Genomic DNA, 14,085 nt, shown 5'->3' with positions numbered 1-14,085 from the left:
TTCCAAGACAAATCCAAGCGCCCCGCCGTCCACGTATAGTGCCAGTGCCAGTGCCAGTGCCAAAAGTATTCGGCCATCGTCTGATTGTCCACGTCCTGGTGGCGGCCGTGGTTAGTAGGAGGAGACGATGCTGGTTACATCCTTCGCCTGTCCTGACCAGCGGCCGCACAGGATCATGCGTGCTGCCCGAATACTTCGGGGTCGACCGGCCGCTGGTTCTTCGGCAGGTTTTCCACGACCAGCAAATAGGACTCGGTGACGAGGTCGTCGACGAAAAGCGGGTCGAGGGCGCCATCCGGGTGCAGAGTGATCCAGTGCCTTTTGTTCATGTGGTAACCCGGAGTGATGTCCTCGTACGCCGTCCGCAAGGCCAGCCCGTCAGAAGGTGTGGCTTTGAGGATGACGATCGGTTGCCCCAGGACTGCGGTCTGAAGCATGAAGACCTTCCCGCGCACCTTATACACGTCCCAGTCATCCCCGAAGGGGTGTGTCAGTTCCGCTCCCGGAAGGTCTTGGGTCCGGGCAGCGGCGCGTTCCTGCAAGTTCTCGCCGTCCAAAATTTCCTCTCTTCATCCAGTATCTAATGGGTGGGCACCCTTCTCGGATTCTCGAACAAAGGATTCGGGATTCTCGGCCCTGTCGTCGCAACCCGAGGGAACAAACGGATCCAGTCGAACACATTAGCTGGAGGACTATGCCTACTTCATCACGCCCGGGTTTTCGGACGGCTATGGCCGCCCCATAAGAGCCAAGTCGCCCCCGTCGCCGCCTGTGCCGTCACGTATTCCCTGGCGCGTACCGCCGTTGGTTCCGGGCCACCGACGAAGCCGGAGCCTCCTTGCGGACACCCGCTTTCCTTGCGCAGCGAAGACGGCGGGAAGCCAGCTAGCTTTAAGCAGCGAACCGCGGCCGGCCGAAGTGCTTTCGGTCGACCGCGATTGCATTTGAAAAGTTCAGCTAAGGCGTGACGACGATCTTGCCGACGTGCGTCCGCTTGCGCAGCCGCGCCCGTGTTTTGGCTAGGTCCTGAATTCCGAAGGTTTCCTCAAGCAGCGGCTTCAGCTGTCCGCTCTGAATGAGCTCCACCAGGCGCGCAAACGTGGAAGCCGTGGGTTCGTGATGCCGTACATTTCGAGGTCCTTGTAGATAAGGTCGCGGAGGTCGATGCGGGTTGTAGGACCGGCGATGGCACCCGCGGTGGTGTTTCTGCCAGCCCTGCTCAGTCCCCTGATGTTTCTTCCGGAATTATGGTCGTTTTCCAAGGCTTAGGTACTAGTCGCCAACTGTAAGGGTTGTTCAGAGGCCGCAAGAGCTTTGGCAAACACGGAATGGGGCCCAGCTTCCCGGCGGGGCCACCGAGAAGAAGCACGCCGGCTCTTTAGCTAGGACTATCTTGGTCTTAAGGCCCTGCGTACGTTCGTGTTACTCAGTGCATTACTGCCGTCCAATGCAGCTATAGATGTGGGGTTTCCGGCTGCGGTACACCAGGGCTGCTGCAACACCGAGGACGAATAGCCCAAAAATTACCGTCAGGAGTGCCGCGGCAACCTCGTTTGAGCCTCCTACCAACATCGGGAAGTTTATTGCTGCCAGCACTAGGGCGATTCCGAGACCTACGGCCGCGAGGATCGGGCAGACTACCGTCGCCCAGGTGGAAGCCAGTTGGCCGCCGTTGCGGCGCATGTATAGGAAGACGGCAACATTGCAAATGAAGATTATCAGCAGCGCGATCATGCTGGTCATCCCAAGCACTGCGGTGTAAAAGGCGAGAGGGTCCACTCCTAGCACAGCGATAACCGCGTTCAGGACCAGGGCAGCGCCGCTTGTCGCAACAGAAGCTACATGAGGGGATCCATGGCGCTTGTGTACTGAGGACATCCGTTTTGGCAGGATCTTGTCTGCGCTGAGATTGAAGACGTAGCGTGCGGTGATGTTATGCGCAGCCAGGATCACCGCGAACGTGCTCGTGATGACCATGACAGTCGCCAGCTCAAACAGCAACGACCCGCCGAAACTCTCAATGCTGGTGTTCATTGCACCGGTGGGGTCCGCCTGCGCCAGCCCGACTACTTTGTCGATGCCCAACGAGTTCGCGAACATCAGTGATGACAAGGCGTAAATCGTCATCGCAATGGCAATGACCGCGAATGTGGCGCGCGGGATGACACGGACTGGATTGCGCACTTCTTCACGAAACAGAACAGTGACTTCAAACCCTCCGTACATGCCGATAGCAAGCAGAAGTCCCAAGCTGAAGTTGCCGTCGAACCAATGTGCGGGGCTGAGGGGTTCAAGGGAGATGCCGGATCCGTCGGCGCCTCCGTTGACAAAGACAAGCAAATCATAAGCAACGATGATGAGAATTTCGGCGAAAAGGAACAGTGCCAGCACTTTCGCCGACAGTTCAACCTTAAGATAGCCGAGAACTCCCGAAGCTAGCCAGAATGCCGCTCCCCAAACGTACCAAGGCAGTTCCGGGCCATTCAGGGTGTTGGTCACGAGTTCGCTTACGACGATACCTCCGAAGGAGAACGTCCCGGCGTACACACCGAAGTAGGCAAGCAGCGCGACGAAACCCGACCCCAGGCCAACCGCACGTCCAAGACCGGCAGTAATGAGGGCGTAAAAACCGCCAGGATTGGGGAGGACCCTCGCCATCCTCGTGAAACCTACAGAGAACAACGCAAGGATGAGCCCGGCTCCGATGAATGACAGGGGTGTTCCCAGCCCGGCGCCCTCCATCACCATGATGGGGATGACGCCGATCACGACCACCATTGGGGCGTTGTAAGCCATCACGCTGAAAATCAGCTGGAAAAAGCCCATATTGCCCTTGAGGTGGGGCTTCGACTGAGGCGGTCGCTCTGTCGCTGTCGGAATCGTTGTTTCCATCATCGTTCCCTTCTAAGTTGAAAAGCTGGTCGTCGTAACAACGGCCAGTTACGGCCCATCCATCACCAATGCCTGGAACCTAAACTCGGCGGTTCGTTTTAAGGCGGTTCCTGGGGCACGTGAGACTCGCATATCTGCCAGTAGCAAAGCCCGGCAACGCTAGGGCGCCAGACTGTTTGGAGCTGGCTCTCCAGGCGCGGCTGCTGCAGCCGTCCGACGCCCGGGATTTAGGGCAATAACCATGGTGCCCTCACCGCAGCCCCCACGGTATTGGCCATTTCACCAAGAGCCCTTAGACATGTTGGCCGCGTCACAGCCTTTCGCATGTCACGGTGCAAGGGAGAGAGCGGAGAAGGCGCCGAGACGCGACGGTGCCCCCGGGTACTGCCAATTGGCTCAGTCGTGCTCGCGCATGCTGTTCAGCAACGGCTTGCGGGGAAGAGGCAGATAGAGAGCATGGAAGGGCGCGTCGGAATTGACGCACCTTTCGGAGTAATGCGATGTCTGCGCACTGACCAGCTGCTGCTGGTTGTCTTCCTTAGTGAGGTCAGCAGCCTTGGCCCGCAAGGCGAACTGCCTCCACCCCTCCGGGGAATCCATTACAGTTCTTGGAGTTCCTACGATCACAGCATGGCAGTGTCGGCCCTTCTCCAATTCTCCCATCAAGGGCCATTTCCTAATGTTGGTGCAAATCTCCTGAACCGCCTGATGAGCGCTCCTGGCACGGACGGGCTGGGGCAACAGCCAATCAGCGGCAGTCACTAGGACAGCACCCAAGGAAACGGAAGCATGCGCACGCATTTGACACACTGGGGAGTCTTCGAAGCCGAGAGCGATGGAAAGGCTTTGCGGTCTGTTAGGCCCTGGTCGCAGGACCCGGACCCGCGCGACCTTCTGGACAACGTAGCTTCTGCACAACACCATCCGACCCGTGTATTGCGCCCGGCAGTTCGTGCCGGGTGGTTGGAACATGGGCCGGGAACCGGTTCCGGCCGGGGGAATGAACCCTTTGTAGAGGTTTCATGGGACCGTGCCATTGAGCTGGTCAGCGCAGAACTGGGACGCGTCTACTCTGAAAAAGGCCCCTCGGCTGTCTACGGATGTTCATACGGTTGGGCCAGTGCAGGTCGATTTCATCATGCGCAAAGTCAGATCCACCGATTCCTCAACTCATTGGGGGGATATGTCGCCGGCGTAACGGACTACAGCTATGGCGCCTCCGGGGTGCTTCTGCCACACATCATCGGAGCCACCCCCGACCAAATCATGGCCCGTGCAACCTCGTGGGAAGTTGTAAGCGAAAAAACAGAACTTTTCATCGCCTTCGGTGGAATTTCCGAGAAGAACAGCGGAATTGGCCCTGGCGGAATTGGGCGCCATGTCGCCAGAGACGCGATCCGGCAGGCAGTGGCCCGAGGATGCCGATTCATTGATGTGACGCCCATCGCTGACGATACATACAAAGAAGCCGACGCAGAGTGGATTGCGCCGCTACCCGGTAGCGACGCGGCCCTGATGCTCGCCCTCGCGTACGTGCTGGATTCTGAAAACCTTGCTGATCGGAATTTCCTTTCTCGGCACTGTGTTGGTCTGGACAAATTCCTGCCGTACCTCCGGGGTGAGGTTGACGGCATTCCAAAAGATCCACGGTGGGCCGAGAATCTCACAACCATTCCTGCGACTCGAATTGCTCAATTGGCGCGTGACATGGCTGCCTCCCGGACCATGATCAACCTCAGTTGGTCCATGCAGCGGCAGCAGCACGGTGAGCAACCGATCTGGCTTGGGGTCACGCTCGCCGCAATGCTTGGTCAGATAGGACTGCCCGGTGGAGGTTTCCAGCACGGATATGGTGCCTCCGCAGATGTAGGACTGCCCTTGCGAGTTTCCAGCGCGCCCTCATTCCCTCAGGGCCGCAACCCCGAGACGTCGTTTATTCCGGTGGCACGAATATCTGACATGCTGCTCGAACCAGGCACCCAGATCGACTTCAACGGCCAGAGAATCACCCTGCCGAAGATCGAGTTGATCTACTGGGCCGGCGGTAACCCGTTCCATCATCATCAGGATTTGGCAAGATTCCGGAAGGCTTGGTCCCAACCAGGAACTGTCATCGTGAATGAACAGTTCTGGACCAGCACGGCAAGGCATGCTGACATAGTGCTTCCAGCAACGATGTCATTTGAGCGGAATGATTATGGAGCCGGGCGTAACGACCCCTCATTTTTCCCGATGCGTGCTCTAACGGCACCTACCGGCAGCGCACGGGACGACTACGACATTTTCGCCGCCATAGCGGACAAGCTCGGACGGGGCGACGCTTTCACGGAGAAGCGGGACACGATGGGGTGGCTTCGCCATCTGTATGAAGCGTGGAGAAAAAGGCTTGGTGAACGGGGCGTCGATGTCGTTGATTTCGACACCTTTTGGGAAACAGAAAAGATTGAAATCCCGATTATTGAGCCTCGCCAGGTCCTGTTTTCCGACTTCCGGCGCGATCCTGAGATGCACCCGCTCGCCACGCCTAGCGGCAAAATAGAAATTTTTTCCTCGACAATAGCCGGCTTCGGTTATGCCGACTGCCCAGGGCACCCCGTGTGGATCGAACCTGACGAATGGCTCGGCTCGCCCGGCCCTTACCCCTTGCACCTAATCGCTAACCAGCCAAAGACAAAGCTTCACAGCCAACTCGATATCGGCGCTACCAGTCAGAAATCCAAAATCCAAGGACGAGAACCAATTCGAATGAACCCTGATGATGCCGCAGCGCGTGGCCTTGAAGACGGACAGGTTGTACTGGTGCGGAATGACCGCGGTAGTTGCTTGGCCGGCTTGGCGATCACTGCTTCCCTACGACGGGGCGTCGTTCAGCTTTCAGCCGGGGCCTGGTACGACCCTGCACCGGATGACCCTTCCTTCTGCCGACACGGGAACCCCAACGTGCTTACAGCAGACAGACCATCCTCAAGCCTTTCACAGGCTACAACGGCACAGCACGCGCTCGTCCAGGTCGAAGCCTGGTCGGGTGAGATCCCCGAGCTCACGGTGACGGCTCCACCCGTACTGATCCGGGAGGAATAGCATCTTCATCACGCACAGGAGGCAACACCGCTCCTGCCCGGCTTAGCAACACAATGCGTTCGGCCGCCAGCGATCTAGATACTCTCGCGCAGGACCTGCGGAATTGTCCGTGCGGTTCAGGGTTCAGGCAGCGGGAGAGTCCGAATAGGGGCAAGACTTGCAGTCACAATGGCTCACTTTTCCACCGTCACCGACACCGTCCATGGGCTGCGGGTCGAGACTGACGAACGACGCACTGCGAGCTAGTGCTTTGGGACATAGTGCAATCAATTTTTCGTCACGCTCTGTGCATTGAAGGTATGGTTTCGGATTTCGTCGATAGCAGACCAGACATCAGAAGTTCGCGGAATACATGAACCGGGCAGCAGGCGTCACCTCTCCAAGCACTACCCCTCTTCTCGTTCTATCCGAAGTCACTTCGCTATCTGGCTCCCCCGTCAAATTGGCAGGCGGCTACCTCCCCGGCAGCCACAGCGGGAGCGGGGCACAATCGGAGCTGGAAACAAGGTGAGACCCACTTGGCGCCATTGCCAGGATTGGGGGCTGTACAAGTTTGCAAGCGTTCCGCTGGCAAATGTCTTATGGATCACTTTGGATATAACTGTTTGAGTATCCCTAGAGATGCAAGACCTCGGCCGTTAGGCCTTAGATGCAGTCCATTGCGACCATCAGTGAATCAACGAAGGATACCAATGTCCACTGGAGACCAAAGATCTGGGAGTGCCACCGGTGCCCATCTTGGCAAGCGGCGTTTGAAAGTAAGCGACATCCGCATTGTCAACAAGGCCGCCCTAAGGCGCGCTGTCGCCGGAACAGTCGTCGGAAACATCATCGAGTGGTATGAGTTCGGAGTATTTGCCTACCTCATAACCATAATGGGCCCTGTTTTCCTGCCGCAGGCCGACCCGACAGTCCAGGCTCTGTACCTATATGGCACATTCGCAGTAACGTTCGTTGCCCGACCTCTGGGGGGCGTATTCTTCGGATGGCTGGGAGACCGGATCGGGCGACGGAAGGTCCTCACGTTCACGCTTCTCCTGATGTCCGTCGCCACGTTTGCTACCGGACTGCTCCCGGGCTACGCCGTCATCGGTCTATGGGCCCCGGCGCTTCTCGTGTTCCTGAAACTGCTGCAAGGGTTCTCGGCCAGCGGAGAATACACCGGTGGTGCGACTTTCCTGAGCGAATACGCTCCGGATAGGCGACGAGGTTTCTATGTTGGATTCATGGGCTCCAGTTACCTCGGGTTCGCCTTTGGAGCCGGTTTGGTAGCCGTTCTACAGCTGAGCTTAAGCCAAGACGCGATGCAGTCCTTCGGCTGGCGTATTCCGTTTCTCATTGCTGGGCCGCTTGCCGTCATAGCTCTGTATTTCCGCTATCGGATCGAAGAGTCACCCACCTTCAGTGCCGTCTTGAAAGAGCGGGCTGAGGAATCCCGGAAAACCGGTGAGTTGGCAAAAAACCCGGGTATCGTGCAGGTCATTCGGACCCACGGGCGCTTCATTCTGCCCGTAATGGGCGTCGCAGCCGCCGGCAACGTCATTGCCTACACCATGACCTCTTTCACTCCCACGTATCTAAACCAGACGCTCGGGTTCCAAGGAGCCCTCGGCACCCTCGTGATCTTTCCCCTGTTCGTCCTCGCAGCCTTTGCAACCCAGTTCTTTGCCTCGCTCTCGGACAAGATAGGCAGGAAGCGGATCTTGTACACCGGAGCCATCCTCGGCGTCGTGCTTCCGATTCCGGCGTTCATGATGATGGGATCCGGACAGGTCTGGGGCGCACAGCTCGGGACACTTTTCATTATGATCTGCGCAACTCTCTTTTCGTCGAGCTACGCTTCCTCGCTGCCCGAGCAGTTCCCGACCCCCTCGCGTTCCAGCGCTCTTGGGCTCGCATACAATGTGGGAAATGCTGCCTTTGGCGGCACAGCTCCACTGGTTGTTGCAGCGCTTATCGGAGTTACCGGGAACAAGATGGTGCCTGCCTACTACCTCATGGCTGCTGCCGTTCTGGGACTAATTTCCGTCTTTTTTTATCAAGGAAACTAGTAGGAAACCCCTGAATGGGTCCATGCCCAATGTGGAGACAAAGGAAGAGGCTCAACAGCTCGTTGATACCCAGGACACCAACATCCTCCTCGATTCCGCGGAAATGCCTCTCACCCTAGTTACTCATTCAGGCACAAGTACCGAGCGTAGAACGAGCATCTAACCGCTCGGAGCAGCTTTGGGCATCGGGCCGGCCGACCTCCGGGTGTACGTACTTGAGAATAACTTGCTTCTGCAGTAGCAATGACCTCACTATCGACAGGAACTGAGTCGTGGCCGCCGGGACCCCACTCCAGGAGCATCAAAGCCGCCAAGGCCACCCACTCTCGCAACTGGGTGGCCTTGGCCACAACAAAACAAAACCGCAAGGTAGCAGGCAAGGGACCAAGCCGTAGCCGAAGCAGTACGGAACTGGAAACCTCCGCGCATGGTGATCGACAGTTAGGATATGGCAGATCTGAGGCGCCCAAACCGGGACTTGTCATACAACCGCCCTGCGGAACGAACTGGATGTAGGCCAAGCAATTCTTCAGTTTTACCGGAAGTGGGGTCCCCCCTTACAAACCAATTCCTCTCCTCCCCCAGTCCTTCTGCAATTCTCTTGCTGCGTCGACTGCCAGGGGTCGCCGCTCGTGACGGGAACAGCCTTAGGAATGCATGCTCTTGCGGGGAAGAAAGGATGAATGAATTGGCGAAGAAACCATCAGACGACAGCACGACCAGTGGGCTCCACGTGGTTTTCTACGATCCCTTGGCGCAGCAGGAAACCGCGTCACGCACTGCCCACACTCGACTCCCAAAGCTTGCCGTTGCACGGCGGCGGAAACAGGGCGAAAGGGCCAATTCAAGGTCAGTTCGAGCCGAGGCGGTCCATCAGGTCATCGGTGACCTGGCTGTTCTGGCAGCAACCCGATTGGCGGCCTCGTGCTCAGGGTAGCGGGCCGCTACCCTCGAACGGACGTTGCGGCACAGTTACGACGATCTCTGCGCCCCTCACATCGAGAACCCGAATTACCCTGAGCAGGTGGTGGTGGCCACCGGCGGCGCTTTGGTTCATAACCCTGTTCGGCCGCCACTCGCCATGGGCCTAAGAAATGGCGTTGTCCGGCGGGTACACCCCAACCTGACGTCAGGCATGCGTGTACCGGCTGTCAGGTTAGGACCGAAAGTTCCATTTCTCGACATACGTTCTGGAACGTCTTAGGTGTCATACTGACAGCTTCGGTAGGGTCACGAAGGCAAACAAAGAATCGAAGAATGCGGCCGCAGTCGTACGATCCCCGCGGCCGGCAGCGGTGCTCGCTAGTCCGCCGCGACGGCGAATGTGAACCTGCTGAAGGTGTTTCAGCTGATGAAGGCTGTCATGCGAATCGAAACGAGAAGTCCGGGCAGGTCGACACCAAGCCGAGCAACATAGCGTGTGGGAGGGTCAGTCGGAAACCACCGTGCGTACTCCTCATTCAATCCTGCGAAGTCCGAAGGGCGTGTAAGCAGCACGCCCACCTCGACCACGTCTCCCAAGTCAGCACCCGCTGCGTGGAGGACCGCCTCGCAGTTCGCGAGAGCTTGGCGCGTCTGTTCCTGAATACTGTCACCCGCGAGGTGGCCGTTGCTCGGGTCGCTGCCAACGATCCCGGAGACAAACACGAACGGCCCAGCCTTGACGCCCTGGCTGAAGAGCGGCGAACTGGGCGCCTTGGCCGACTTCACGATTTCCCTCGTCATGGTCGCTCCTTCCCTACCAAATGGGATTTGGAAGCAGAATTACAGCCATCCCGGAATAGCGCAACCCTGGGCGCTCTGTGGTGCCCGCGCAAATGCCGTGTCCCATGTACATGGGCGGCTGGTCGTTGACACCCCCAGCTCCCGCACCTAGGCTCCTGCCAGCGTCAGCCAGCACGAGCCAGAACGAATCGAAAGGACAGTGTTGTGGACCAGGGCAAGGGGCAGTCACGGGAGCATCTTGGCCTCCTGGGCTTTGGCGGCACAGGGGTCGGCAACCTGTACCGTGCAATTTCCGATGAGCAAGCTGCGGCAACGGCGGAAGCAGCCTGGGATGCCGGGATCCGCTACTTTGATACGGCGCCCCACTACGGGCTGGGCCTGTCTGAGCGGCGCATCGGCGAAGTCCTCGGAAGCAAACCTCGGGAAGAGTTCGTCCTCTCCGCAAAGGTAGGCCGGGTCCTCGTGCCGTCGCCAGCGCAAACCCGAGCTGCCCGCCGATGCGCACTACAACTACTCCCAGGCTCCCGAAGAGATCCTGGAACGCGCCCGCCAGCTGGCCAACATCTGCAAAGAACACGGCGTGGAACTTCCCACCGCCGCCATCCAATTCCCCTTCCGCCACCCCGCCGTCGTCAACGTCACGGTCGGAGCCAGCAAGCCGGAGCAAATCAGCGAAAGCGCCAAGCGCATGTCCGCCCAGGTTCCGGATGAGCTGTGGCAGGACCTGCAGGAGCGGGGACTCCTACCGGCCTGAGCGCGGCTTCTAGCGCAGCCGCCGCAGCCCGTCCCCCTTTTTCTAAAATAACATCCCTTGTTTAAACCCCAAGCCCCTTCTAAAGTTAGTAGACCTACTTTTAGAAGGGGTCCACGATGCGGTGGTCAGGAACACTGGGCAGGGTTGCGCGCGATTGTGCGCTCAACCTCTCTGGGCAGTGATCTGAGATGGATTGGCAGGGTTGGGCACTGTTCGGGCTGGTGGCAACCTCCGTGCTGACAGCGGTGATGATCGCCGCGCAAATGGCAGGCCTGACCCGGCTGGATCTCCCGCTGGTGCTGGGGACCCTGGTAACGCCTGATCCCGACAAGGCACGGGTGGCGGGCTTCTTCATCCACCTCGCCGTGGGGCAGGGCTTCGCGCTGGGCTACGCCGCGGTCTTCGCGCTCCTGGGGCAGGCGACGTGGTGGATCGGAGCTCTGCTGGGAGTCCTGCACGTCGCCATTGCACTCACGGTCATCCTGCCACTGCTCCCTGGAATCCATCCGCGCATGGCCTCCACCAGGGCGGGACCGTCCACGACGGCGGTGCTGGAACCACCGGGCCTCCTTGGCCTGAACTACGGCATCCAGACGCCGGCCGTTGCCGTGATCGCCCACGTGATCTACGGCGCGGTGCTTGGTCTGCTTTTGGGGGCACGATGAGCGTGCGTCACCTGGATCGGGCGCAGCAGCGCGAGCAACCCGCTCCATTCCGGGCGCAGCAACCGCGTGCCGCGCCCATCGCTGACTACGGGTTGCTTGGTGACACCCGGACCGCCGCGCTCGTCTCCGCCGGGTCAGTGGACTGGCTTTGCGCTCCCGCGTTCGACGGCGACCCTGTCTTCGGTGCCTTGCTGGGAGGACCGGAGGCGGGCAGGTTCCTCGCCGGGCCCGCCGAGCCCGCTCCCCTGATATCCCGCCGGTACCGCCTGGCGACCGCAACCCTGGAGACGGTATGGGCGCAAGGAGACGGCCGGCTCATTCTTAGCGAGGCCATGATCGCAGAAGTGGCGGGCGGGCTGCTGCCCACAACTGTCCTGATCAGGCGCCTGGCCGCGGAAGGTTCGCCTGTCCGCGTGACTGTACTTTTCGATCCGAGGGTTGGGGAGCTGCACCGCCGTCCCCGCGTGCGCCGCGGACAGGACCTCGTCTGCGACTGGGGTCCGCTCGCAGCCTCACTGGGTACGAGCCCGTACCTCGACGTCGAGCCGGGGCGCCCCCTTACCGTCACCGTCGTTCCCGGCAAACCCCTCACGCTTGTCCTGGCTTTGGCCTACGGTGAACCGCTGATCCACATCGACCCTGCAGCAGCCTGGGATCTTGTGAAGAGGGATGAGTCCCGGTGGCAGGCCTGGACGGAGGAAATCGACGGCTCCCTCCCGTACCGCGACGAGGTGGTGCGGAGCCTGCTCACGCTCCGGCTGCTGACCTACTCCCCTTCGGGCGCCCCAGTGGCTGCGCCCACCACTTCCCTGCCGGAGGATCCCGGAGGCATCCGCAACTGGGACTACCGGTACGCCTGGCCGCGCGACGCAAGCATCGGCGTCGGCGCCTTCCTGCATGCGGGCAAGACGCAGGAAGCAGAAGACTTCCTCGGCTGGCTCCTGCATGCCAGCCGGCTGCAGCGGCCGCACCTTCCCGCTCTTCTCACCCTGGCCGGCGGACACGTCCCGAAGGAGCGGAACCTGCCCGCCTGGCCCGGTTATGCAGGAAGCAGCCCGGTGCGGACGGGCAACCTTGCTGCAACCCAGCACCAGCTCGACGGCTACGGCTGGGTCCTGGACGCAGCCTGGGCGTTTGTAGAAAGCGGCCGCAGGCTGAACTCGGAGGCGTGGCGTGCCATGCGGGGGTTCGCCGACCTGGTGGCGGCCACATGGCAACATCCCGACGCCGGTATCTGGGAAGTGCGCGGCGACGCAGCCCAGCACGTCCACTCCAAGGTTATGGCCTGGCTTGCGCTGGACCGGGCCCTGCGCATCTCGGCCACCCACCACCTCAGCAAGCGCCGCAGGCTCCGCTGGGAAACGGCGCGCAACCAGATCGCGGACCAGGTGAGAACCAACGGCTACGACTTTGCCAGGAATTCGTACACCCGGACCTACGGCTCCCACGACCTCGACGCTGCCCTCCTGGTCCTGCCGCTCACGGGTTTGGAAGAACCCGGCTCACCCCGTCTGAGGGGCACAATTGATGCGCTCCGCGAGGAACTGTCCGCCGGTTTCCCGCTCCTCTACCGCTATCCGCCCGGGCAGGACGGCCTGCCCGGAACGGAGGGGGCATTCCTGCCCTGCTCCTTCTGGCTCGTTCAGGCCTTGGCGTTCACAGGCCAGCACCAGGAAGCCGCCGCCCTGTTTAAAGCCCTGCTGCAAAAAGGCTCCCCGCTGGGCCTCTTCAGCGAGGAAATGGACCCGTCCTCCGGGGCGCTTCTCGGCAACTACCCCCAGGCACTGACGCACTCCGCCTTGGTTCAGGCCGCACTCGCTCTGCGCGACAACCCGCCCCGCCCCTAACAAGTACCGCATCCGACAACTAAGGAGCAGACATGGAGAATCTCCCGGCGCACCAACGGTCCAAACACCCCAAGACACCGTTGGCAGGGCCCTACGGGCACCCGCTGCACCCGACGCTGGTGACCATCCCCATCGGCGCATGGACAGCGAGTCTCATTTTCGACGTCGTCGCGCTGCTTGGGACCGACGACACGCCTTTCCTGGTCGGCGCGCAGTGGCTGGTGGGAATCGGCATTCTTGGCGCACTCGCCGCCGCCGTCTTCGGCCTGATGGATTTCTCAACACTCACCCGGGGCACACCCGCACACCGGACAGCGCTGGCGCACATGGCACTGAACCTCACCGCCGTGGCGCTCTTCGCCGTCGGCTTCTTCCTGAGGCTTGGAACCGATAAGCAGGAGTTCGTGCTCATTCCCTTTATTCTCAGCGCCGTGGGCTATGCCATCGTGGGTGCCTCCGGCTACCTCGGCGGCAAACTCGCCTATTACTACGGGGTGCGGGTGGCCGATGAAAAAACGCAGAGTGAGGGGTTTCTTTAGGATTCGAAGGATCCCCGGGGAGGCAGCGTTACGATGAAGGCGTAAGCCGTCCGCTTGATGCGGACGGATTCCGACCGAAGGAGAGACACCATGGGTTTGGACGACAAGATCGGTAACGCGGCCGAGAAGCTGGGCGGCAAGGGCAAGGAAGCTGCCGGAGAAGCTACCGGCGATGAAAGCCTGAGGACCGAAGGCCAGACGGATCAGGCCAAGGGAGACCTCAAGCAGGCCGGCGAGAAAGTCAAGGACGCCTTCAAGAAGGACTGACTTTCCCTCATAGGAAGGGCGCCGCTCCAGTCAGAGCGGCGCCCTTCTCTGTTCTCTCCCGGCCTGTCTCCCCTGGCACCACCCCTTCCGGCTCTTTCGCAGGTGGCGCCCTTGCCGTTAACGAGTACCGACTACTCGTGTTCACATGGCTAAAGCCACTTAGTGTTTCTAGCAGCGGCTCAAGTGTTCCGCTGCTGAGGTCTCAGCCCATTGATTTCCCTGGCTCCTTGCCGGGGATCAAGCTGGGGCCGGCGACGATGGTGT

At 60.3% G+C, this 14,085-nt stretch carries 11 protein-coding genes and 2 pseudogenes; 8 read left to right on the top strand and 5 right to left on the bottom strand.

What is annotated here, in order from left to right; translation table 11 throughout:
* Positions 1–173: 173 nt before the first annotated feature.
* The 4 genes and pseudogenes from QFZ70_RS01220 to QFZ70_RS01205 form a co-directional block, all read right to left on the bottom strand.
* Positions 174–557 carry an MmcQ/YjbR family DNA-binding protein gene (locus QFZ70_RS01220; RefSeq protein ID WP_307093710.1) on the bottom strand — a complete coding sequence of 128 codons (384 nt, stop codon included), beginning with the start codon at positions 555–557 and terminating at the stop codon, positions 174–176.
* A 400-nt stretch (positions 558–957) separates the two neighbouring features.
* Positions 958–1,101 (bottom strand): annotated as a pseudogene (locus QFZ70_RS01215) (zinc-binding dehydrogenase); the annotation flags it as partial.
* Between the two features lie 333 nt (positions 1,102–1,434).
* The gene (locus tag QFZ70_RS01210; RefSeq protein WP_307093709.1) at positions 1,435–2,895 is read right to left on the bottom strand and encodes an APC family permease; all 1,461 of its coding nucleotides are present in this window, start codon (positions 2,893–2,895) and stop codon (positions 1,435–1,437) included.
* A gap of 393 nt (positions 2,896–3,288) precedes the next feature.
* Positions 3,289–3,492: a hypothetical protein gene (locus QFZ70_RS01205; protein WP_307093708.1), complete on the bottom strand. Its 204-nt coding sequence runs from the start codon at positions 3,490–3,492 to the stop codon at positions 3,289–3,291.
* A 189-nt stretch (positions 3,493–3,681) separates the two neighbouring features.
* On the opposite strand from QFZ70_RS01205, the gene QFZ70_RS01200 reads away from it, so the two are divergent.
* Positions 3,682–5,973 (top strand): molybdopterin-dependent oxidoreductase, encoded by a 2,292-nt coding sequence (locus QFZ70_RS01200; RefSeq protein WP_307093707.1) that lies wholly within the window; start codon positions 3,682–3,684, stop codon positions 5,971–5,973.
* A 692-nt stretch (positions 5,974–6,665) separates the two neighbouring features.
* Complete coding sequence (locus QFZ70_RS01195; RefSeq protein WP_307093706.1) at positions 6,666–8,024, top strand: MFS transporter; 1,359 nt, start codon at positions 6,666–6,668, stop codon at positions 8,022–8,024.
* Positions 8,025–9,368: 1,344 nt separating this feature from the next.
* Here QFZ70_RS01195 and QFZ70_RS01190 read toward each other — a convergent pair.
* Positions 9,369–9,749 (bottom strand): RidA family protein, encoded by a 381-nt coding sequence (locus tag QFZ70_RS01190; RefSeq protein WP_307093705.1) that lies wholly within the window; start codon positions 9,747–9,749, stop codon positions 9,369–9,371.
* Positions 9,750–9,953: 204 nt separating this feature from the next.
* On the opposite strand from QFZ70_RS01190, the pseudogene QFZ70_RS01185 reads away from it, so the two are divergent.
* The 6 genes and pseudogenes from QFZ70_RS01185 to QFZ70_RS01160 form a co-directional block, all read left to right on the top strand.
* Positions 9,954–10,172, top strand: a pseudogene (locus tag QFZ70_RS01185) (aldo/keto reductase); the annotation flags it as partial.
* Between the two features lie 157 nt (positions 10,173–10,329).
* Positions 10,330–10,503: a hypothetical protein gene (locus QFZ70_RS01180; RefSeq protein ID WP_307093704.1), complete on the top strand. Its 174-nt coding sequence runs from the start codon at positions 10,330–10,332 to the stop codon at positions 10,501–10,503.
* A 188-nt stretch (positions 10,504–10,691) separates the two neighbouring features.
* Positions 10,692–11,168 carry a hypothetical protein gene (locus QFZ70_RS01175; protein ID WP_307093703.1) on the top strand — a complete coding sequence of 159 codons (477 nt, stop codon included), beginning with the start codon at positions 10,692–10,694 and terminating at the stop codon, positions 11,166–11,168.
* Positions 11,165–13,015 (top strand): glycoside hydrolase family 15 protein, encoded by a 1,851-nt coding sequence (locus QFZ70_RS01170; protein ID WP_307093702.1) that lies wholly within the window; start codon positions 11,165–11,167, stop codon positions 13,013–13,015. The genes QFZ70_RS01175 and QFZ70_RS01170 overlap by 4 nt, the downstream gene beginning before the upstream one ends.
* A gap of 32 nt (positions 13,016–13,047) precedes the next feature.
* Positions 13,048–13,554 (top strand): DUF2231 domain-containing protein, encoded by a 507-nt coding sequence (locus QFZ70_RS01165; protein WP_307093701.1) that lies wholly within the window; start codon positions 13,048–13,050, stop codon positions 13,552–13,554.
* A gap of 90 nt (positions 13,555–13,644) precedes the next feature.
* Positions 13,645–13,821: a CsbD family protein gene (locus tag QFZ70_RS01160; RefSeq protein ID WP_307093700.1), complete on the top strand. Its 177-nt coding sequence runs from the start codon at positions 13,645–13,647 to the stop codon at positions 13,819–13,821.
* Positions 13,822–14,085: the final 264 nt, after the last annotated feature.

Source organism: Arthrobacter sp. V1I9, assembly GCF_030817075.1.
In the GTDB taxonomy this organism is placed as follows: Bacteria; Actinomycetota; Actinomycetes; order Actinomycetales; family Micrococcaceae; genus Arthrobacter.
This window is presented reverse-complemented; position numbering and strand designations above follow the sequence as displayed.